Source organism: Pseudomonas huaxiensis (assembly GCF_003231275.1).
Lineage (GTDB): Bacteria > Pseudomonadota > Gammaproteobacteria > Pseudomonadales > Pseudomonadaceae > Aquipseudomonas > Aquipseudomonas huaxiensis.
Map to the genome: position 1 here is coordinate 66,508 of NZ_QKVL01000027.1, position 20,887 is coordinate 87,394.

Genomic DNA, 20,887 nt, shown 5'->3' on the forward strand with positions numbered 1-20,887 from the left:
CCCGGCGTGCATTCAGTCGCACGCCGGCATCCTTGGCCGCCGCTCAGGCGGCTTTTTTTCGTCATCGAAAAGACGTGAGCACGCGCACAAATCCGTCACTTGCCTGTGGGATAAACGTGCCGGACGCACGCCAGCCAGTCGCCCTCGAAAACGCCGAAATCGCACTGAAGCGAGACAGTACAAGGCGTCCACGAACGACACTTGTCAGGTCATGAAACAGGCCGATGATCTTAGAACCAAAACGTATATAGAGTTATTAACTTTCGCAATTGACAATAATTATCATTAATACTAGTTTGTCGCACGTCGCAGCGAACAGGTCCCTCGGGAGGTTCGCTATCCACTTAGAGAAAAGGTGATTTCCATGGCGGAACAACTATCCACAGGTAAGTGCGATTCACCGTTACTCCAAGCGTTCGTCGACAATCGCAGCATCCTGGTCAAAATCGCAGCCCGCATTACCGGCTGCCGCTCACGGGCCGAAGATGTTGTGCAGGACGCTTTTTTCCGGCTCAACTCCGCTCCGCAGATCACCTCGTCGTTCAAGGCCCAGTTGAGCTACCTGTTCCAGATCGTGCGCAACCTGGCAATCGACCATTACCGCAAGCAGGCAATGGAGATGAAGTATTCAGGCACTGAAGAGGAAGGCATGAATGTCGTCATCCACGGCGCATCGCCCGAGGCTGCGCACATCAATTTCGCCACCCTCGAACATATCGCCGAAGCCCTGACCGAGCTGCCCCCACGCACCCGCTACGCCTTCGAGATGTACCGTTTGCACGGCGTTCCGCAGAAAGACATCGCCAAGGAACTCGGCGTGTCGCCAACCCTGGTCAACTTCATGATTCGCGATGCCCTGGTGCATTGCCGCAAGGTTTCCAACGCCCGTGGGGCTGGCCCGCTGAACTGAAACCACAACCGTTCGGATGATCAGGGCCCGCTCAGTGGCGGTGCGGCTCGATCACCTGGATCTGGTAGGGATTGAAGATTTTCAGCAACTCGCCGTTGGTCCGCAGCCGCTCCAGCAACGCCGCGAACTCCTCGCCACTGATCTTCGCCTCCGGACGCAGCAGGGCGTAGTGGTGATAGACCTGGTCGATCCGCTCCGACGCCAGCAACTGCCCGACGCTTTCCGGATTTCGCACCATGTAGTCGCTCAGGTACGAACGCGTGACCAGAGCAATATCAGCACGTCCGCGTTGCACCATCAGCAGGTTGCTGTCGTGGGAATAGGTCAGCGTGGCGTTGAAGGTTTTGGCCAGGTAGCGACCATCAGGATTGAACCCGGCAAAGGCATAGTGATAACCGTTGAACAACGCCAGACGCTTGCCGTCCAGACGGTTGAAATACTGCTGGTCGTGATCGTGGGTGCGCTGGGCAACGAAGACCTCGGCATCCTCCAGCCCCATGTCGACGGCGACATGCGGGATATCCTGCCAACCCCAGTCGGGGTTCTCGAAGATCGCCATATCGACCCGCCCTTCCTGGAAATCACGAAAGCGTCGCGGGATCGAGGTCGGCACCAGCACGAAGTGATACAGGGTTTGCGCGCTGTTCAGCGCTTGCGCCAGTTGCGGTAACAGGCCCGTATCGTCGCCCTGCTCCGGGCGCACCGTATACGGGGGAAAATGTGCCGCGCCGATTCTGATTTCGACGGTGTCGAGGGCGAGAGCCGCGTCAGCCTGCCAGGCCAGGGCAAAACACAATAGCAAGGACAATACCCGCGGTATTGGCGCTGGAATCAAGATGACGACTCTCACAGGGTGGATCTGTCTAAGCTAGGCGTTTTCACGGGGTAGTACAACCCGCCGCATGCGCCATTTTCGAGCATCAGGGCAAAACGCCATGGGATATCGCAGACGCCCGTGTTTGGCTACGCTTGGACGACATCTTGGGTAGGGAATCTGTTATGGGCCATTGGTTGGTGATCGACCTGGAAGCCACCACCGACGACGGTGGCTGGCCGATCACGGATATGGAAGTTATCGAAATAGGTGCCAGCCTGGTCAATCGCGAAGGCCGTGAGGTGGATCATTTCCAGCGTTTCGTGAAACCACGGCGGCGTCCGCAACTCACGGTGTTCTGCCGTGAGCTGACGCACATCAGCCAGGCCAATGTCGACGGTGCACAACCGTTCAACGAGGTCTGGGCGCAGTTCGAGCGCTGGCTCGGCCATTACCAGCCGCGCCTGGAGGGCTGGACCAGTTGGGGCGATTACGACCGCAAGCAGTTACTGCAGGAGTGGCAGATCAATGGCCTCGAAAGCCTGCTGAGCAGCGTTCCCCACCTCAACCTCAAGCAGCGCTTTGCCAAGGCCCGCCAGTTGAAGCGGCCGATGGGCCTGAACAGCGCGCTGCAATTGGCCGGTCTGCAGTTCAGCGGGCAGCAGCACCGGGCCCTCGAAGACGCCCGCAATACCGCCCGGCTGCTACCGCTGACACTCCCGGTCCAGGGCACCTGAAAGCGGATGACGGGACCAGAAGGCTTGGGCATACTGGCCGGCCTTTTTGGTCCCTTTTTCTTGCAGGAGTCGCCCATGTTCAAGGTCAACGAGTACTTCGATGGCACGGTCAAATCCATCGCGTTCGGCACCGCCGAAGGTCCGGCCACGATCGGCGTCATGGCACCGGGCGAATACGAGTTCGGCACTGCCCAGCGCGAAATCATGCACGTGGTATCCGGCGCCCTGACCGTGAAGCTGCCTGACAGCGACAACTGGGAAACCTTCTCCAGCGGCAGCCAGTTCAACGTACCGGCCAACGCCAAGTTCCAGCTGAAGGTCGCGGTCGACACCGCTTACCTGTGCGAATACCGCGACTGATTCAGCTCGCTCATTTGCTCGAAGCCAGCTCCCCCTGCGGGAGCTTGCCCACATAGTTCACTATCCTCTGCGCCGCCGTCCGCAGATGATCCGCATGACTGAAGCCTGAAGCCTTCAACGGCTTGAGGTCATGGTCCGCCGCTTCCAGCCAGCACACCTCGATCGCCGGCGAAAGCTCATACCCTTCCACCGTTTGCCGATTGCCCAACGCATCCCGCTCGCCCTGGATAATCAGCGTCGGTGTGCGCAGTTGCGCCAGGTGCGCCACCCGTGGCTTCTCCGGTTTGCCCGCGGCATAGAACGGATAACCCAGACAGATCAGCGCATCCGCGCCCAATTCGTCCGCCAGCAAACTGGCCATCCGCCCTCCCATGGACTTGCCACCAATGGCCAGCGGCCCAGCGACCAATGGTCGCACCTCCTGATAGACCTCCCGCCAGCAGTCGAGCAATACCGCCTGGGGATTCGGCGGCCTTTTGCCACCACCCGAGCGGCGCTGAGCCATGTAGGGAAACTCGAAGCGCAGGACACCCAGCCCTTGCGCCGCAAGCCTTTGCGCCATGTCCTGCATGAAATCGCTGTCCATCGGCGCGCCCGCCCCGTGGGCCAGGATCAGGCAGCCCCTGACACCGCCATCTTCCTGATTTTCCGGGGCATTCCATAACCACCCCCGCATTTTCAGCCGCTGCGCCCATTGATCCCCGTCAATACCGGAGATTCGCCCATTACTCATGCTTGCCTCGCTGTTTAGCCTGCCTATAACCGTGGATGGGAACCCATACATGAACACAACCTGCAGTACCGCCTACAACTACAAGGTGGTCCGCCAATTCGCCATTATGACGGTGGTGTGGGGAATCGTCGGGATGGGGCTCGGCGTTTTCATCGCCGCGCAACTCGTCTGGCCTGCCCTCAACTTCGACCTTCCCTGGACCAGCTTCGGGCGCCTGCGCCCTCTGCATACCAACGCGGTGATTTTCGCCTTCGGTGGTTGCGCGCTGTTTGCCAGTTCTTTCTACTCGGTGCAGCGTACCTGCCAAACCCAACTGTTCGCGCCCGCCCTCGCGGCGTTCGTGTTCTGGGGCTGGCAACTGGTGATCCTGCTGGCCGCCATTACCCTGCCGCTGGGTTACACCAGCTCCAAGGAATACGCTGAGCTGGAGTGGCCGATCGATATCCTGATCACCATCGTCTGGGTGGCGTACGCCGTGGTGTTCTTCGGTACGCTGATCAAGCGCAATACCAAGCACATCTACGTGGGTAACTGGTTCTTCGGTGCGTTCATCATCACCGTGGCGATCCTGCACCTCGTCAACAACATGGAACTGCCGGTCAGCCTGACCAAGTCCTATTCACTGTACAGCGGCGCCACCGACGCCATGGTGCAGTGGTGGTACGGCCACAACGCCGTAGGCTTCTTCCTCACCGCCGGCTTCCTCGGGATGATGTACTACTTCGTACCGAAGCAGGCTGAACGCCCGGTCTACTCCTATCGCCTGTCCATCGTGCACTTCTGGGCGCTGATCACCCTGTACATCTGGGCCGGTCCGCACCACCTGCACTACACCGCGCTGCCGGACTGGGCACAATCGCTGGGCATGATCATGTCCCTGGTGCTGCTGGCACCAAGCTGGGGCGGCATGATCAACGGCATGATGACCCTCTCGGGCGCCTGGCATAAGCTGCGCAGCGACCCGATCCTGCGCTTCCTCGTGGTTTCGCTGGCGTTCTACGGCATGTCGACCTTCGAAGGTCCGATGATGGCCATCAAGACCGTCAACGCCCTGTCCCACTACACCGACTGGACCATCGGCCACGTACACGCCGGCGCTCTCGGCTGGGTGGCGATGATCTCCATCGGCGCGCTGTACCACATGATTCCGAAAGTCTTCGGTCGCGAGCAGATGCACAGCATCGGCCTGATCAACGCGCACTTCTGGCTCGCCACCATCGGCACCGTGCTCTACATCGCCTCGATGTGGGTCAACGGTATCGCCCAGGGCCTGATGTGGCGCGCAGTCAACGCCGACGGCACTCTCACCTACTCCTTCGTTGAAACCCTGGTGGCCAGCCACCCAGGCTTCATCGTGCGGTTCGTCGGTGGTGCAATCTTCCTGACCGGCATGCTGCTGATGGCCTGGAACACCTGGCGCACCGTGCGTGCCCCGGCTCCGGCAACCGCAGACGCTTCCGCGCAGCTGGCCTGAGGACTAGGACATGAAACACGAAGCTATTGAAAAGAACGTCTTCCTGCTGGTGCTGCTGATGGTCCTGGCCGTCAGCATCGGCGGCCTGACCCAGATCGTTCCGCTGTTCTTCCAGGACGTCACCAACAAGCCGGTCGAAGGCATGAAGCCCTACACCGCGCTGCAACTGGAAGGCCGCGACATCTACATCCGCGAAGGCTGCGTGGGCTGCCACTCGCAGATGATCCGTCCGTTCCGCGCCGAGACCGAACGCTACGGCCACTACTCGGTGGCTGGCGAGAGCGTCTGGGACCACCCGTTCCTGTGGGGTTCCAAGCGTACCGGTCCTGACCTGGCCCGTGTAGGCGGTCGCTACTCCGATGACTGGCACCGTGCGCACCTGTACAACCCGCGCAACGTCGTACCTGAGTCGAAGATGCCTTCGTATCCGTGGCTCGTCGCCCAACAGGTCGATACCAGTCACACCGAAGCCAAGCTCAAAGCAATGCGCACCCTCGGCGTGCCGTACACCGACGACGACATCAGCGGTTCCGTCGCCTCGGTCAAGGGCAAAACCGAAATGGACGCGCTGGTCGCCTACCTGCAGGTGCTCGGCACCGCGATCAAGAACAAGAGGTAAGCGCCATGGACTTCACCCTGGATATCGGCCAGTTGCGAGGCCTGGGCACCCTGGTGGTGGCCATCGCCTTCATCGGCCTGTCGCTCTGGGTTTTCAACCGTCGCCGTGACCGTGAATTCGCCGAAGCGAGCCTGCTGCCCTTTGCCGACGAGCGCCTGCCTGGCGCCGAAAAAGAAAACGCCTTGAGGAGTACCCGGCAATGACCACCTTCTGGAGTACGTACATCAGCGTACTGACCATCGGTAGCCTGATCGGCCTGACCTGGTTGCTGCTGTCCACCCGCAAGGGTGAGCAGCCAGGCACCACGGACCAGACCATGGGCCACAGCTTCGATGGCATCGAGGAATACGACAATCCGCTGCCACGCTGGTGGTTCTGGCTGTTCGTCGGCACTTTGGTGTTCGCCGTCGGTTACCTGGTCCTCTACCCGGGCCTGGGCAACTGGAAAGGCATCCTGCCCGGCTATGAAAATGGCTGGACCGGCGCCAACGAGTGGCAGAAAGAAATGGAGCGCGCCGACGCCAAGTACGGCCCGATCTTCGCCAAGTTCGCCGCCATGCCGGTGGAAGAAGTGGCCAAGGATCCGCAAGCACTGAAAATGGGGGGCCGCCTGTTCGCCTCCAACTGCTCGGTGTGCCACGGTTCCGACGCCAAGGGTTCCTACGGCTTCCCCAACCTGACCGACAAGGACTGGCGCTGGGGCGGTGAGGCGGAAACCATCAAGGCTTCGATCATGCTCGGTCGTCACGGTGTGATGCCGGCCTGGTCCGAAGTGATCGGTGAGCAAGGTGTGGCAGACGTGGCTGCATTCGTGCTGACCAACCTCGATGGCCGCAGCCTGCCGGAAGGCACCAAGGCTGACGCCGCCAACGGCCAGAAGATCTTCGCGACCAACTGCGTGGCTTGCCACGGTCCGGAAGGCAAGGGCACTCCAGCAATGGGCGCACCGAACCTGACTCACCCGCAAGCGTTCATCTACGGCTCGAGCTTTGCCCAACTGCAGCAGACCATCCGTTACGGCCGTCAGGGCCAGATGCCTGCACAGCAGGACATTCAAGGCAACGACAAGGTCCACTTGCTGGCCGCCTACGTCTATAGCCTTTCGCAGGACGGCGACAAGACTTCTGCACGGTGACACTTCAGTCCATCTGAGCATTGACTGAAAACGCCGCATCCGAACCGGGTGCGGCGTTCCTGTTTGTATGTGCGACCAAGTGTCGCACCCCTCCGCCCCCCCTCCTTGCACCCCCTCTGAACGGGACTAAGCTTGTTGCCACATGTGGCTGGAAGCGATGTCGCGCATGCACCTCTGTTTGGTTCATCACATGTCATCGTGCCAGCGCAAAGGCTGGCGATTGCCGGCTTTGCTCCGTTTTCACGGGGTGAAAAAGCGGCGTCTCACAGGGTTTTCCAGGCCTTGAGAAGCGTGCAATCCACCCTAAAAATGGTGCACATAAACAAGATAATATTGTGTACAATTTGCGCGGTAGACGGGTCGGAAGGGCCGTAAAACAGGCCCTGGCGGGGTGTGGAACAGATTCCCTTGCGTTGCAATACCCACACTGCTTGTAGATACTTGCGCCGATTTTTCTACCTACAAAAACACCTATAAAACCGTGGAACCTTAGAATGAGCACAGCTATCAGTCCGACTGCTTATAACTATAAGGTCGTCCGCCAGTTCGCCATCATGACGGTGGTCTGGGGGATCCTTGGCATGGCCCTCGGTGTCTTCATCGCCTCGCAACTGGTCTGGCCGCAACTCAACCTTGACCTGCCGTGGACGAGCTTTGGACGCCTGCGCCCCCTGCACACCAACCTGGTGATCTTCGCCTTCGGCGGTTGTGCACTGTTCGCCACCTCCTATTACGTCGTGCAGCGTACCTGCCAGACGCGACTGATCTCCGACAGCCTCGCGGCCTTCACCTTCTGGGGTTGGCAAGCGGTCATCGTCGGCGCTCTGATCACCCTGCCCATGGGTTACACCACCACCAAGGAATACGCCGAACTGGAATGGCCGCTCGCCATCCTGCTGGCCATTGTCTGGGTGACCTACGCCGTGGTGTTCTTCGGAACCGTGGTCAAGCGCAAGACCAAACACATCTATGTCGGCAACTGGTTCTACGGTGCCTTCATCCTGGTCACCGCGATGCTGCACATCGTCAACCACATCTCGTTGCCAGTGAGCTTCTTCAAGTCGTACTCGGCCTATGCCGGCGCGACCGATGCGATGATCCAGTGGTGGTACGGCCACAACGCCGTGGGCTTCTTCCTGACCACCGGCTTCCTCGGGATGATGTACTACTTCGTACCGAAGCAGGCAGAGCGCCCGATCTACTCCTATCGCCTGTCCATCGTGCACTTCTGGGCGCTGATCACCCTGTACATCTGGGCCGGCCCGCACCACCTGCACTACACCGCACTGCCCGACTGGGCCCAGTCGCTGGGCATGGTGATGTCGATCATCCTGCTGGCGCCAAGCTGGGGCGGCATGATCAACGGCATGATGACCCTCTCGGGCGCCTGGCATAAGCTGCGTACCGACCCGATCCTGCGTTTCCTCGTGGTGTCTTTGGCGTTCTACGGCATGTCGACCTTCGAAGGCCCGATGATGGCGATCAAGACCGTCAACTCGCTGTCGCACTACACCGACTGGACCATCGGCCACGTACACGCCGGCGCGCTGGGCTGGGTAGCGATGATCTCCATCGGTGCCATTTACCACATGATTCCCAAGCTCTACGGCCGTGCCCAGATGCACAGCGTCGGCCTGATCAACGCGCACTTCTGGCTCGCCACCATCGGCACCGTGCTCTACATCGCCTCGATGTGGGTCAACGGCATCACCCAAGGCCTGATGTGGCGTGCGATCAACGATGACGGCACCCTCACCTACTCCTTCGTCGAAGCCCTGCAAGCAAGCCATCCGGGCTACATCGTCCGCGCCCTGGGCGGTGCATTCTTCGCCTCCGGCATGCTGCTGATGGCCTGGAACGTCCTGCGCACCGTTCGCGCCTCGAAACCGGCCGAAGCTGAAGCCGCCGCTCAGATCGTCGTCGTGGGAGCCCACTGATGAAGCACGAAGTAGTCGAGAAGAATATTGGCCTGCTGGCCTTCTTCATGGTCATCGCCGTGAGCATCGGCGGCCTGACCCAGATCGTCCCGCTGTTCTTCCAGGACGTCACCAACAAGCCGGTCGAAGGCATGAAGCCGCGCACCGCACTGGAACTGGAAGGCCGTGACGTGTACATCCGCGAAGGCTGCGTAGGCTGCCACTCGCAGATGATCCGTCCGTTCCGCGCCGAGACCGAGCGCTACGGCCACTACTCGGTGGCCGGTGAAAGCGTGTGGGACCACCCGTTCCTGTGGGGTTCCAAGCGTACCGGTCCGGACCTGGCACGGGTGGGTGGTCGTTACTCCGATGACTGGCACCGCGCGCACCTGTACAACCCGCGCAACGTCGTACCCGAGTCGAAAATGCCGTCCTACCCGTGGCTGGTAGAGAACAAGCTCGACGGCAAAGACACCGCCAAGAAGATGGAAGTCCTGCGCACCCTGGGCACGCCGTACACCGACGCTGACATCGCCGGTGCTCGCGACGCGGTCAAGGGCAAGACTGAAATGGACGCCCTGGTTGCCTACCTGCAGGGCCTGGGCACCATCATCAAAAGCAAACGGTGATTGCGATGGATATCGGGATGATTCGTGGCCTGGGCACCGTCGTGGTGATGGTGGCCTTCGTGGGCCTGGCGTTGTGGGTGTTCAGTTCTCGGCGCAAGTCCGAGTTCGACGAAGCGACCCTGCTGCCCTTCGCGGATGATCCCGAAGCCAGCGAGCACGTCGAACAAGCGCAAGCGCAAGCGAAAGCGTCTAGGAGTAACAACGAATGACTACCTTCTGGAGTCTGTACGTCACCGTTCTGAGTCTGGGCACCATCTTTGCCCTGACCTGGCTGCTGCTGTCCACCCGCAAGGGCCAGCGTAGCGAAACCACCGAAGAAACCGTGGGCCACTCCTTCGATGGCATCGAGGAATACGACAACCCGCTGCCGAAATGGTGGTTCATGCTGTTCGTTGGCACCATCATCTTCGCCCTCGGCTACCTGGCGCTGTACCCGGGCCTGGGCAACTGGAAAGGCATCCTGCCCGGCTACCAGTACCTGGACACCGACAAGAAGACCGACTTCGCCAACGGTCAGGCCGGCTGGACAGGCGTTCACGAGTGGGAGAAGGAGATGCAGCGGGCCGACGCCAAGTTCGGGCCGATCTTCGCCAAATTCGCAGCCATGCCCATCGAAGAAGTAGCGAAAGATCCGCAAGCCCTGAAAATGGGCGGGCGCCTTTTCGCCTCCAACTGCTCGGTCTGCCACGGTTCCGACGCCAAGGGTTCCTACGGCTTCCCCAACCTCACCGACAGCGACTGGCGCTGGGGCGGCGAGCCGCAAACCATCAAGCAGACCATCATGGCTGGCCGCCATGGCGTGATGCCGGCGTGGTCTGAAGTGATCGGCGAGCAAGGCGTGGCCGACGTTGCGGCATTCGTGCTGACCAACCTCGATGGCCGCACCCTGCCGGAAGGCACCAAGGCTGATGCCGCCAACGGCCAGAAGATCTTCGCCGCCAACTGCGTGGCCTGCCACGGTCCGGAAGGCAAAGGTACTCCAGCGATGGGCGCGCCGAACCTGACTCACCCACAGGCGTTCATCTACGGTTCGAGCTTCGCCCAACTGCAGCAGACCATCCGCTACGGCCGTCAGGGCCAGATGCCGGCGCAGCAGGAAATCCAGGGCAACGACAAGGTCCACCTGCTGGCGGCCTATGTCTGGAGCCTGTCGCAGAAAGACCAGAAACCGGCTGAGGCTCAGTAAGCTCCGCGGATAAAAAGAGGCCCCGTCAGTGGAGACTGGTGGGGCCTTTTTTCTTGGTGGGGATGCAGAGGTGTTTTTCAGGGCCTCCTCGCTGGCAAGCCAGCTCCCACAGGATCTGGCGGTGCACGCAGTACCTGTGGGAGCTGGCTTGCCAGCGATAGGACCCTAATTTCACCCCCTGACATGACCTGGATCAATTGACACCGCCAATACACCATTGTCGATCATTACCCAACGCGACCCAGTGTCGCACCCGCACCCCAGAATGCCAGCACAGGCGTATCATGCGGGCCAGAGCAGAAACACTTCTGACTGCGGTCGGCATGCACTGACCGCGGCATCTTTCCACTGCCGTGGGACTGTAAACGATGAGCAAGCAGATTCCTGTACAAGACATCACCCCGCCTGCCAACAAGAAGAAAAACGAGAGCGTGGACCTCTACGCCGCGCGGGAAAAAATCTACACCCGAGCCTTCACCGGTATTTTCCGCAACCTGCGAATGGCAGGCGGCGCACTCCTCTTTCTCCTCTATTTCGGCACCGTCTGGCTGAACTGGGGCGGTCACCAGGCCGTCTGGTGGAACCTGCCGGAGCGCAAGTTCTACATCTTCGGCGCCACCATCTGGCCGCAGGACTTCATCCTCCTCTCCGGCATCCTTATCGTCGCCGCCTTCGGCCTGTTCTTCATCACCGTATTCGCCGGACGCGTCTGGTGCGGCTACACCTGCCCGCAGAGCGTCTGGACCTGGATCTTCATGTGGTGCGAAAAGGTCACCGAAGGCGACCGCAACCAGCGCATGAAACTGGACAAGGCGCCGATGAGCGCCAACAAGGCTGCCCGCAAGACCGCCAAGCACACCCTCTGGCTGCTGATCGGCTTCGTTACCGGCATCACCTTCGTCGGCTATTTCGCACCGATCCGCGAACTGATGGTGGACTTCTTCACCGGTGAAGCGGACGGCTGGGCCTATTTCTGGGTTGGCTTCTTCACCCTCGCCACCTATGGCAACGCCGGCTGGCTGCGCGAACAGGTGTGTATTTACATGTGCCCGTACGCCCGCTTCCAGAGCGTGATGTTCGACAAGGACACCCTGATCGTTTCCTACGACCCGCGCCGCGGCGAAACCCGTGGCCCGCGTAAAAAAGACGTCGATTACAAAGCCAAGGGCCTTGGCGACTGCATCGACTGCACCATGTGCGTCCAGGTCTGCCCGACCGGCATCGACATCCGCGACGGCCTGCAGATCGAGTGCATCGGCTGCGCCGCCTGCATCGACGCCTGCGACAACATCATGGACAAGATGAACTACCCGCGCGGCCTGATCAGCTACACCACCGAACACAACCTGTCCGGGCAGAAGACCCACATGCTGCGGCCGCGACTGATCGGCTACTTCGTGGTCCTGCTGGTGATGATCGGCGCGCTCGCCAGCGCCTTCTTCATGCGTTCGCTGGTAGGCTTCGACGTCAGCAAGGACCGGGTGCTCTACCGCGAAAACGCCCAGGGCCGGATCGAGAACGTCTACAGCCTGAAAGTGATGAACAAGGACCAGCACGACCACGTCTACGTGCTGGAAGCCGAGGGCCTGCCAGGACTGCGCCTGGAAGGTGCACGGGAGATCCGCGTGGCAGCCGGCGATATCGTCAGCCTGCCGGTACAACTGTCGGTGGCGCCGGAACAACTGCCGTCGACCACCAACGACGTCACCTTCATTCTCAAGGACGCTGACGACAGCGGCACCGAGGTTGAAGCCAAGAGCCGGTTCATCGGCCCGCAAATCCGCTAAGAGAGTCTTTCAATGCCTGCAGTAAGCGCTCACAGCCCCTGGTACAAGCACCTCTGGCCCTGGATCATCATCGGCATCCTGACCACTTCGGTGACCCTGAGCCTGACCATGGTCACCATTGCCGTGAACAATCCGGACAACCTGGTCAACGACAACTACTACGAGGCCGGCAAGGGCATCAACCGCTCGCTGGACCGCGAACTGCTGGCGCAGACCCTCAATCTCAAGGCCAGCGTGCACCTGGACGAAGTCACCGGCGAAGTCGAGCTGCGCCTGAGCGGTGACAGCCAGCCGCAGACCCTGGAACTCAACCTGATCTCGCCGACTCAACCGGAGAAGGACCGCAAGATTGCCCTGACCCTGAGCAGCGAGCCGGGCCGGTATCTGGGCCAACTGGATGATCGGGTCGAAGGTCGTCGCTTCGTCGAACTGCTGGGAACCCAGGAAGGCAAGACCTGGCGGCTGTTCGAAGAGGAAGATGTTGCCCACGACGTGACCCTGATGCTGGGTGACGAGGCGCTCAAGGGGGCTGAGCACCTCGATAAGTAAGTGACCGTCAGACCGCATCGCTGGCAAGCCAGCCCCCACAGGATCGGCGTGTACCGGACCTTGTGGGAGCTGGCTTGCCAGCGATGAAGCCGCCACCGAAAAACTGCGATAAGACAGCCATGACCACCCCCACGCCTTGCTACCACTGTGCCCTGCCCGTCCCGGCCGGGAGCCGCTTCACCGCCGTGGTCCTCGGCGAATCGCGGGAATTCTGCTGCCCCGGCTGCCAGGCAGTGGCCGAGGCCATCGTCGCCGGCAAACTGGAGAGCTACTACCAGCACCGCAGCGAAGCCAGCGCCAACCCCGACGCCCTGCCGCGCCAATTGGTAGACGAACTGGCCCTGTACGACCGCGCCGACGTCCAGCAACCCTTCGTCCGACATGAAGGCGAGTTGGCGGAAACCACCCTGCTGATCGAAGGCATCAGTTGCGCAGCCTGCGGCTGGTTGATCGAAAAACACCTGCGCGGCGTTCCGGGCGTGGCCGAGGCCCGCCTGAACCTGTCCAATCACCGTCTGCTGGTGAGCTGGGCCGACAGCCAGTTGCCGCTGTCGAAACTGCTCGCCGAGTTGCGCCACATCGGCTACGCCGCCCATCCGTACCAGCCCGACCGCGCCGCCGAGCAACTGGCCAGCGAAAACCGCACCGCCCTGCGCCAACTCGGCGTCGCCGGGCTGCTGTGGTTCCAGGCGATGATGGCGACCATGGCCACCTGGCCGGAATTCAACATCGACCTCAGCCCGGAACTGCACATCATCCTGCGCTGGGTGGCGATGTTTCTGACCACTCCCATCGTCTTCTACAGTTGCGCGCCATTCTTCCGCGGTGCTGCCCGCGACCTTCGAACCCGCCACCTGACCATGGACGTGTCGGTCTCGCTGGCCATCGGCCTGGCCTACGGCGCCGGCATCTGGACCGCGATTACCGGCAGCGGCGAGCTGTACTTCGACGCGGTGGGCATGTTTGCCCTGTTCCTGTTGGCCGGGCGCTACCTGGAACGCCGCGCCCGCGAGCGCACCGCCGCCGCCACCGCGCAACTGGTCAACCTGCTGCCGGCCTCGTGCCTGCGCCTGGACGACACTGGCAACAGCGAGCGAATCCTCCTGCGCGAACTGCAGATCGGCGACCGCATTCTGGTCCAGCCAGGCGCGGTACTGCCGGCGGACGGACGGATTGTCGAGGGCCAGTCGAGCGTCGATGAATCGCTGCTGACCGGCGAATACCTGCCCCATCCGCGCCAGCGCGGCGATGCCGTCACCGCTGGCACCCTCAACGTGGAAAGCGCGCTGACCGTGCAAGTTATGGCTCTCGGCCACGACACCCGGCTCTCGGCGATCGTGCGCCTGCTGGAGCGGGCCCAGTCGGAAAAACCGCGACTGGCGGAAATTGCCGACCGCGCCTCGCAATGGTTTCTGCTGTTCAGCCTGATCGCCGCCGCTGCCATCGGCGTGTTGTGGTGGCAGATCGATCCGTCACGGGCCTTCTGGATCGTTCTGGCGATGCTGGTGGCCACCTGCCCGTGCGCCCTCTCCCTCGCCACCCCGACCGCCCTCACCGCCGCCACCGGCACTCTGCACAGCCTCGGCCTGTTGCTGACCCGCGGCCATGTGCTGGAAGGCCTGAACCAGATCGACACGGTGATCTTCGACAAGACTGGCACCCTCACCGAAGGCCGCCTGACCCTGCGCTCCATCCGTCCGTTGGGCACGCTGGACGCCGATCACTGCCTGCGCCTTGCCGCCGCCCTGGAAAACCGCTCCGAGCACCCTATCGCCCGCGCCTTCGGCCGCACCGTGGCGGTGGCGGACGCGGTTCAGAGCAACCCCGGCCTGGGCCTGGAAGGCCGAGTCGAGGAGCGCCTGCTGCGTATCGGCCAGCCGGCTTTCGTCTGCGAGTTGAGCGGCGCGGCAGTGCCCGCGATGCCGGACGAACCCGGACAATGGCTGTTGCTGGGTGATACCCAGGGTCCGCTGGCCTGGTTCGTTCTCGACGATCGCCTGCGCGCCGACGCCGCCGACCTGCTGGACGCCTGCCGCGCCCGTGGCTGGAAAACCCTGCTGCTGTCCGGTGACAGTTCGCCGATGGTGGCCAGCGTCGCCGCCGAACTGCGCATCGACCAGGCCATCGGCGGCCTGCGCCCGGACGACAAGCTGCAACAGTTGAAAGCCCTGCAGGCCGAAGGCCGCAAGGTGCTGATGCTCGGTGACGGGGTCAACGACGTGCCGGTCCTGGCCGCCGCCGACATCAGCATCGCCATGGGCTCGGCCACCGATCTGGCCAAGACCAGCGCCGACGCGGTGCTGCTGTCCAATCGCCTGGATACCCTGGAGCAGGCTTTCAGCCTCGCGCGGCGCACGCGGCGGATCATCATCGAAAACCTGCTCTGGGCCGGTCTGTATAATGGCCTCATGCTGCCGTTCGCCGCCCTGGGCTGGATCACGCCGATATGGGCTGCGGTCGGCATGTCGGTCAGTTCGCTGATCGTGGTCCTCAATGCCCTGCGCCTGACCCGGCTGCGCGGCGCACCGGCTTCAAACCGTCCGGCCAGCGCCACCCACCCCGCGACGGCCTGACCAGGAGATCCCATGCCCGCCCTCTACGTGATGATTCCTGCCGCTCTGGTGCTCGTCGGCATCGCCCTGTACATCTTCTTCTGGGCAGTGGACAGCGGCCAGTACGAAGACCTCGACGGCCCGGCCCACAGCATCCTGTTCGACGACCAGGACCCCAAGCACCAGGCCGCGGTGCAAGCGCAGCAAGAACAACAGAACCCCACTCCCGACGAGCCGAAAGAGCCCACGCCCCGTGCCTGACCTGCTACCCCTGCTGAGTTCGGCACTGATCCTCGGCCTGCTTGGCGGCGGCCACTGCCTGGGGATGTGCGGCGGCCTGATGGGCGCCCTCACCCTCGCGATCCCGCCGGAACAACGCGGCCGTCGCCTGCAACTGTTGCTGGCCTACAACCTGGGCCGCGTACTCAGCTACGCCAGCGCCGGGCTGCTGCTGGGTCTCGCCGGCTGGGCGCTGGCCGGAAGCCCCTTGGCGACGGCCATGCGCGTGATCGCGGCGCTGCTGCTTATCAGCATGGGCCTGTACCTGGCCGGCTGGTGGAGCGGCCTGACCCGCATCGAAAGCCTGGGCCGCGGCCTGTGGCGGCATATCCAGCCAGTGGCGACGCGCCTGCTGCCGGTGTCCAGCGTGCCGCGCGCTTTGCTGCTGGGCGCGCTGTGGGGATGGCTGCCGTGCGGCCTGGTCTACAGCACCCTGCTCTGGGCCGCCAGCCAGGGCAGCGCGGTGAACAGCGCCCTGTTGATGCTGGCCTTCGGTATCGGCACCTGGCCGGTATTGCTCGCCACGGGCCTTGCCGCCGAGCGCAGCAACGCCCTGTTGCGGCGCCGTGGCGTGCGGGTGGCCGGGGGCCTGCTGGTGATCCTGTTTGGCCTGTGGACCCTGCCCGGCCCGCACCAGCACTGGCTGATGGGTCACTGAAGCGGATTTGATACAAATCAACACTGATGTACGTGTGGCTCCCTAGACTCCGGACACTGCCGCAATTCCTGGGACTGCCACCATGCACGACGCCCTCCAATGGGACTCTGACCTGATTCGCCGTTACGATCTGGCCGGCCCGCGCTACACCTCCTATCCGACCGCAGTGCAACTGCACAGCGAAATCGGCTCCTTCGACCTCCTGCACGCCCTGCGTGACAGCCGCCGAGCGGCGCGTCCGCTGTCTCTCTACGTCCATGTGCCGTTCTGCGCCAACATTTGCTACTACTGCGCCTGCAACAAGGTCATCACCAAGGACCGCGCCCGCGCACAGCCTTACCTGCAGCGGCTGGAACAGGAAATCCAGCTGATCGCCTGCCACCTCGATCCCGGCCAGACCGTCGAACAACTGCACCTGGGCGGTGGCACGCCAACCTTCCTCAGCCACGTCGAACTGCGCCAGTTGATGGCGCAACTGCGCAAGCACTTCAACTTGCTGGATGATGATTCGGGCGACTACGGCATCGAGATCGATCCCCGCGAGGCAGACTGGTCGACCATGGGCCTGCTGCGAGAACTGGGCTTCAACCGCGTCAGCCTCGGCGTGCAGGACCTCGACCCGGTCGTCCAACGGGCGATCAACCGCCTGCAAAGCCTGGAACAGACCCGCACCATTATCGAAGCGGCGCGCACCCTGCAATTCCGCTCGATCAACCTCGACCTGATCTACGGCCTGCCCAAGCAGACCCCGGAAGGCTTCGCTCGCACCGTCGAAGAAGTGATCAAGCTGCAGCCGGACCGGCTGTCGGTCTTCAACTACGCGCACCTGCCCGAACGCTTCATGCCGCAACGGCGCATCGACAGCAGCGACCTGCCGGCACCGGCGGCGAAGCTGGAAATGCTGCACAACACCATCGAGCAACTGACCCGCGCCGGCTATCGCTACATCGGCATGGACCACTTCGCCCTGCCTGACGACGAACTGGCCATCGCCCAGGAAGAGTCGACCCTGCAGCGCAACTTCCAGGGCTACACCACCCACGGTCATTGCGACCTGATCGGCCTCGGGGTGTCGGCCATCAGCCAGATCGGCGACCTCTACTGCCAGAACAGCAGTGACCTCAACGAATACCAGAACGCCCTGGACGCCGCACAACTGGGCACCAGCCGCGGACTGATCTGCACCCAGGACGATCGCGTGCGCCGGGCCGTGATCCAGGACCTGATCTGCCATTTCGAACTGGATTTCGAGCGCATTGAACAGGCGTTCACCATCGACTTCCGGGGCTACTTCAACGATTTGTGGCCGGCACTGGAAGGCATGGCCAAGGACGGCCTGATCGAGCTGCGCAACGACGGCATCAGCGTGTTGCCGGCCGGTCGCTTGCTGGTGCGCTCGGTGTGCATGGTGTTCGACGCGTACCTGGACCTGAACAACCGCCAGCGTTTTTCGCGAGTGATCTGAGCCGCTGGCGCGGCTCAGGCATTAAGCAACTTGATTGCCTTGCCGACCTGGTCCGGCGTCAACGCCAACTGCCCCATGGCCCGGACCAGACCGAAGTTGGCGGTGTTCAACGAGGCAGACAATGCGCTGACCCGGGCTTCCAGGGCCGCCGTCTTTTTCTGCATTTCCACCGGATCGAGGGAACGATCCCGCATCAGAGACTGCAACTGACGCTGGGCTTCGGCCAGTTCCCGCTGCAACTTGCGAATCATCTTCAACAATTGGCGAACCGACTCCGGCAAGCCGCTTTCGTCGATATCCGCGTCATCTTGACGCTGGCCGGACACCTCCAGCCCCTTGAGAGAAAGGCTGACCTTCACCCCTTCACCCGGTGCTGTGGTGCCCTCACCTTCTTCTCCGCGCTTCGCCTGAACGGGCTCGGAATGCCCGGAAACAGAGGCCTGGCGAGTGGCCTGAAGATCGACGGTCAACATGCTGGTTTTGCCTGAGAGACGTGATGCAATTGTTATCGGCTTGAAACCCGCGAACTTGAGCGGGAAGCGCACCAAAAAAGAGCACGCTGGCCTCAACCGTCCCGGCTGAGTTACCCTTGTGTTCTATGTGTGCTTTCCCACAAGGAATGATGAAATGTCTGAGCCTGTTAAACTGCGCCCTCACAACCAGGCCCATTGCAAGGATTGCAGCCTGGCGCCTCTGTGTCTGCCTCTGTCACTGAACATGGAAGACATGGATTCGCTGGATGAAATCGTCAAACGTGGGCGCCCGCTGAAAAAAGGCGAGTTTCTGTTCCGGCAGGGTGACAACTTCGGTTCGGTTTACGCGGTGCGCTCCGGCGCCCTGAAAACCTTCAGCCTGAGCGATGGCGGCGAAGAACAGATCACAGGCTTCCACCTGCCCAGCGAACTGGTGGGATTGTCGGGCATGGACACCGAAACCTACCCGGTCTCGGCCCAGGCGCAAGAGACCACGTCGGTATGCGAAATACCCTTCGAACGGCTGGACGAGTTGTCGGTGCAATTGCCGCAACTGCGTCGGCAATTGATGCGGGTGATGAGCCGGGAAATCCGCGACGACCAGCAAATGATGCTGCTGTTGTCGAAAAAGACCGCCGACGAGCGGATCGCCACCTTCCTGGTCAACCTCTCCGCGCGGTTCCGCGCCCGTGGCTACTCGGCCAACCAGTTCCGCCTGAGCATGTCGCGCAACGAAATCGGCAATTACCTGGGCCTGGCGGTGGAAACCGTGTCCCGCGTGTTTACCCGCTTCCAGCAGAACGGCCTGATCGAAGCCGAAGGCAAGGAAGTGCGCATTCTCGACCCGATCCAGCTTTGCGCGCTGGCCGGTGGCGCACTGGAAGCCTGAAATCCTCGGCAAACGGGTATACTGGCGGGCGTTTTGCCTTTCAGGATACCCGCTCCATGCCCAGCGAAAGCTTTGACCTCAAATCCCTGATCCGCCCGGTTACGGACTTCCCCAAGCCCGGCGTGATCTTCCGTGACATCACCCCGCTGTTCCAGTCGCCGCGAGGCTTGCGCCATGTCGCCGACCAGTTCATCGAGCGCTACGTCGAGGCCGAGTTCAGCCATATCGGCGCCATGGATGCCCGCGGTTTCCTGATCGGCTCGATCATCGCCCACCAGTTGAACAAGCCGCTGATCCTGTTCCGCAAACAGGGCAAGCTGCCGGCAGACGTGATTTCCGAGGGTTACCAGACCGAGTACGGCGAAGCCTTCCTGGAAGTGCATGCCGACAGCCTGTGTGAGGGCGACGCGGTGCTGATCTTCGATGACCTGATCGCCACCGGCGGTACCTTGCTGGCTGCCGCCAATCTGGTTCGCCGCATGGGCGCGGCGGTATTTGAAGCGGCGGCGATCATCGACCTGCCAGAGCTGGGCGGTTCGCAGAAACTGCAGGACGCCGGGATTTCGACCTTCTGCCTGACCGAGTTTTCGCTGAGCGAATACTGATCCCGCGGTAACGCAGGCCGCTGCCCCGTAGGAGCGGATTTATCCGCTCCTACGGGCCCGCGTCAAACTCAGAGCGACATCGGCTTGCGCCCCGCAAACGAATGCGCCAGCGTCCCGCCATCCACCAGCTCCAACTCCCCACCCAGCGGCACGCCATGGGCGATCCGCGACCCCACCAGACCTTTGTCCGCCAGCAACTGCGCGATGTAATGCGCGGTCGCCTCGCCTTCAACGGTGGGGTTGGTCGCCAGGATCACTTCTGTGAAGGTGCCCTGCTCCTCGATCCGCGCCATCAACTGCGGAATCCCGATTGCCTCCGGCCCGAGTCCGTCCAGCGGCGACAAATGCCCCTTGAGCACGAAGTAGCGACCGCGATAACCGGTTTGCTCCACCGCATACACATCCATCGGCCCTTCCACCACACACAACAGCGTGTCGTCGCGCCGTGGGTCCGCACATTGCGGGCAAAGCTCCTGCTCGGTGAGGGTGCGGCACTGCCGGCAGTGGCCGACCCCTTCCATGGCCTGGCTCAGGGCCTGGGCCAGGCGAACGCCGCCGCTGCGGTCACGTTCAAGTAACTGCAAGGCCATGCGCTGGGCGGTTTTCTGACCCACGCCCGGCAAGGTGCGCAAGGCATCGATCAACTGGCGAATCAGGGGACTGAAGCTCATGGTAAAAGGCCTGGCAACTCATCGAATGGGGAGAAACGACGATGGGAGCGACGGCCTCGCGGCCGTGCTCCCACCGGGTGAAACAGATGCGTCTTAGAAAGGCATCTTGAAGCCGGGCGGCAACTGCATGCCCGCAGTCATGCCACCCATTTTTTCCTGGCTGTTCTGCTCGACCTTGCGCACGGCGTCGTTGACAGCGGCGGCGATCAGGTCTTCCAGCACTTCCTTGTCTTCCTGCATCAGGCTGTCGTCCAGGCTGATGCGCTTGACGTCATGACGACCGGTCATGACCACGCTGACCAGACCGGCGCCGGACTGACCGGTCACTTCGGCGTTGGCCAGCTCTTCCTGCATCTTGGCCATTTTTTCCTGCATCTGCTGTGCCTGCTTCATCAGGCCGGCCATGCCACCTTTCATCATGGGAATCACCTCGGTATCAAGTTACT

The 20,887-nt window shown here is 62.1% G+C and carries 24 protein-coding genes; 19 read left to right on the forward strand and 5 right to left on the reverse strand.

Going from position 1 to position 20,887, the window contains the following annotated elements:
• Positions 1 to 364 precede the first annotated feature (364 nt).
• Positions 365 to 910 carry an RNA polymerase factor sigma-70 gene (locus DM374_RS23170; RefSeq protein WP_095157070.1) on the forward strand — a complete coding sequence of 182 codons (546 nt, stop codon included), beginning with the start codon at positions 365 to 367 and terminating at the stop codon, positions 908 to 910.
• A gap of 31 nt (positions 911 to 941) precedes the next feature.
• On the opposite strand, the gene DM374_RS23175 is transcribed toward DM374_RS23170, so the two are convergent.
• Positions 942 to 1,706 (reverse strand): substrate-binding periplasmic protein, encoded by a 765-nt coding sequence (locus DM374_RS23175; RefSeq protein WP_225422566.1) that lies wholly within the window; start codon positions 1,704 to 1,706, stop codon positions 942 to 944.
• A 203-nt stretch (positions 1,707 to 1,909) separates the two neighbouring features.
• On the opposite strand from DM374_RS23175, the gene DM374_RS23180 reads away from it, so the two are divergent.
• Positions 1,910 to 2,461: an exonuclease domain-containing protein gene (locus tag DM374_RS23180; RefSeq protein WP_110971975.1), complete on the forward strand. Its 552-nt coding sequence runs from the start codon at positions 1,910 to 1,912 to the stop codon at positions 2,459 to 2,461.
• Between the two features lie 75 nt (positions 2,462 to 2,536).
• Positions 2,537 to 2,821, forward strand: a complete 285-nt coding sequence (gene ppnP / locus DM374_RS23185) for a pyrimidine/purine nucleoside phosphorylase (protein ID WP_095157068.1) — start codon at positions 2,537 to 2,539, stop codon at positions 2,819 to 2,821.
• Positions 2,822 to 2,831: 10 nt separating this feature from the next.
• On the opposite strand, the gene DM374_RS23190 is transcribed toward ppnP, so the two are convergent.
• Positions 2,832 to 3,554, reverse strand: a complete 723-nt coding sequence (locus DM374_RS23190; RefSeq protein WP_110971998.1) for an alpha/beta family hydrolase — start codon at positions 3,552 to 3,554, stop codon at positions 2,832 to 2,834.
• Between the two features lie 49 nt (positions 3,555 to 3,603).
• Between DM374_RS23190 and ccoN (DM374_RS23195) the strand changes: the two genes are divergently transcribed.
• From ccoN (DM374_RS23195) to hemN, 14 genes are all read left to right on the forward strand, one after another.
• Positions 3,604 to 5,028, forward strand: a complete 1,425-nt coding sequence (gene ccoN, locus DM374_RS23195; RefSeq protein ID WP_110971976.1) for a cytochrome-c oxidase, cbb3-type subunit I — start codon at positions 3,604 to 3,606, stop codon at positions 5,026 to 5,028.
• Positions 5,029 to 5,038: 10 nt separating this feature from the next.
• Positions 5,039 to 5,647 carry a cytochrome-c oxidase, cbb3-type subunit II gene (gene ccoO / locus DM374_RS23200; protein ID WP_110971977.1) on the forward strand — a complete coding sequence of 203 codons (609 nt, stop codon included), beginning with the start codon at positions 5,039 to 5,041 and terminating at the stop codon, positions 5,645 to 5,647.
• A gap of 5 nt (positions 5,648 to 5,652) precedes the next feature.
• A complete protein-coding gene (locus tag DM374_RS23205; RefSeq protein ID WP_095157065.1) occupies positions 5,653 to 5,850 on the forward strand; it encodes a cbb3-type cytochrome oxidase subunit 3 in 198 nt (65 codons plus the stop codon).
• Positions 5,847 to 6,782 carry a cytochrome-c oxidase, cbb3-type subunit III gene (gene ccoP, locus DM374_RS23210; RefSeq protein ID WP_110971978.1) on the forward strand — a complete coding sequence of 312 codons (936 nt, stop codon included), beginning with the start codon at positions 5,847 to 5,849 and terminating at the stop codon, positions 6,780 to 6,782. Before DM374_RS23205 ends, ccoP (DM374_RS23210) begins: the two co-directional genes overlap by 4 nt.
• Positions 6,783 to 7,276: 494 nt before the next feature.
• Positions 7,277 to 8,719 (forward strand): cytochrome-c oxidase, cbb3-type subunit I, encoded by a 1,443-nt coding sequence (gene ccoN / locus DM374_RS23215; protein WP_110971979.1) that lies wholly within the window; start codon positions 7,277 to 7,279, stop codon positions 8,717 to 8,719.
• Positions 8,719 to 9,327, forward strand: a complete 609-nt coding sequence (ccoO, locus tag DM374_RS23220) for a cytochrome-c oxidase, cbb3-type subunit II (RefSeq protein WP_095157062.1) — start codon at positions 8,719 to 8,721, stop codon at positions 9,325 to 9,327. Before ccoN (DM374_RS23215) ends, ccoO (DM374_RS23220) begins: the two co-directional genes overlap by 1 nt.
• Before the next feature lie 5 nt (positions 9,328 to 9,332).
• Positions 9,333 to 9,536: a cbb3-type cytochrome oxidase subunit 3 gene (locus DM374_RS23225; protein ID WP_095157061.1), complete on the forward strand. Its 204-nt coding sequence runs from the start codon at positions 9,333 to 9,335 to the stop codon at positions 9,534 to 9,536.
• The gene (gene ccoP / locus DM374_RS23230; RefSeq protein ID WP_095157060.1) at positions 9,533 to 10,513 is read left to right on the forward strand and encodes a cytochrome-c oxidase, cbb3-type subunit III; all 981 of its coding nucleotides are present in this window, start codon (positions 9,533 to 9,535) and stop codon (positions 10,511 to 10,513) included. The genes DM374_RS23225 and ccoP (DM374_RS23230) overlap by 4 nt, the downstream gene beginning before the upstream one ends.
• Before the next feature lie 368 nt (positions 10,514 to 10,881).
• A complete protein-coding gene (gene ccoG, locus DM374_RS23235) occupies positions 10,882 to 12,300 on the forward strand; it encodes a cytochrome c oxidase accessory protein CcoG (RefSeq protein ID WP_110971980.1) in 1,419 nt (472 codons plus the stop codon).
• A 12-nt stretch (positions 12,301 to 12,312) separates the two neighbouring features.
• The gene (locus DM374_RS23240) at positions 12,313 to 12,849 is read left to right on the forward strand and encodes a FixH family protein (protein ID WP_110971981.1); all 537 of its coding nucleotides are present in this window, start codon (positions 12,313 to 12,315) and stop codon (positions 12,847 to 12,849) included.
• Between the two features lie 119 nt (positions 12,850 to 12,968).
• Positions 12,969 to 15,422: a heavy metal translocating P-type ATPase gene (locus DM374_RS23245; protein ID WP_110971982.1), complete on the forward strand. Its 2,454-nt coding sequence runs from the start codon at positions 12,969 to 12,971 to the stop codon at positions 15,420 to 15,422.
• Between the two features lie 12 nt (positions 15,423 to 15,434).
• Entirely contained in the window at positions 15,435 to 15,662 is a 228-nt protein-coding gene (gene ccoS / locus DM374_RS23250) for a cbb3-type cytochrome oxidase assembly protein CcoS (RefSeq protein ID WP_110971983.1), read from the forward strand.
• Complete coding sequence (locus DM374_RS23255; protein WP_110971984.1) at positions 15,655 to 16,338, forward strand: sulfite exporter TauE/SafE family protein; 684 nt, start codon at positions 15,655 to 15,657, stop codon at positions 16,336 to 16,338. Before ccoS ends, DM374_RS23255 begins: the two co-directional genes overlap by 8 nt.
• A gap of 82 nt (positions 16,339 to 16,420) precedes the next feature.
• Entirely contained in the window at positions 16,421 to 17,803 is a 1,383-nt protein-coding gene (hemN, locus tag DM374_RS23260; protein ID WP_110971985.1) for an oxygen-independent coproporphyrinogen III oxidase, read from the forward strand.
• A 14-nt stretch (positions 17,804 to 17,817) separates the two neighbouring features.
• Here the strand turns inward: hemN and DM374_RS23265 are convergent, their stop codons facing one another.
• On the reverse strand, positions 17,818 to 18,276 hold the full coding sequence (locus DM374_RS23265; RefSeq protein WP_110971986.1) for a hypothetical protein: 459 nt from the start codon (positions 18,274 to 18,276) through the stop codon (positions 17,818 to 17,820).
• 154 nt (positions 18,277 to 18,430) lie between these two features.
• Between DM374_RS23265 and fnrA the strand changes: the two genes are divergently transcribed.
• Both fnrA and DM374_RS23275 read left to right on the forward strand, forming a co-directional pair.
• Positions 18,431 to 19,165 (forward strand): Crp/Fnr family transcriptional regulator FnrA, encoded by a 735-nt coding sequence (fnrA, locus tag DM374_RS23270; RefSeq protein ID WP_095157052.1) that lies wholly within the window; start codon positions 18,431 to 18,433, stop codon positions 19,163 to 19,165.
• A gap of 56 nt (positions 19,166 to 19,221) precedes the next feature.
• Positions 19,222 to 19,770, forward strand: a complete 549-nt coding sequence (locus DM374_RS23275; protein ID WP_095157051.1) for an adenine phosphoribosyltransferase — start codon at positions 19,222 to 19,224, stop codon at positions 19,768 to 19,770.
• 68 nt (positions 19,771 to 19,838) lie between these two features.
• On the opposite strand, the gene recR is transcribed toward DM374_RS23275, so the two are convergent.
• A complete protein-coding gene (recR, locus tag DM374_RS23280) occupies positions 19,839 to 20,441 on the reverse strand; it encodes a recombination mediator RecR (protein ID WP_110971987.1) in 603 nt (200 codons plus the stop codon).
• A 93-nt stretch (positions 20,442 to 20,534) separates the two neighbouring features.
• Positions 20,535 to 20,861, reverse strand: coding sequence for a YbaB/EbfC family nucleoid-associated protein (locus tag DM374_RS23285; protein WP_028945400.1), 327 nt, complete (start codon positions 20,859 to 20,861; stop codon positions 20,535 to 20,537).
• Between the last annotated feature and the right edge of the window lie 26 nt (positions 20,862 to 20,887).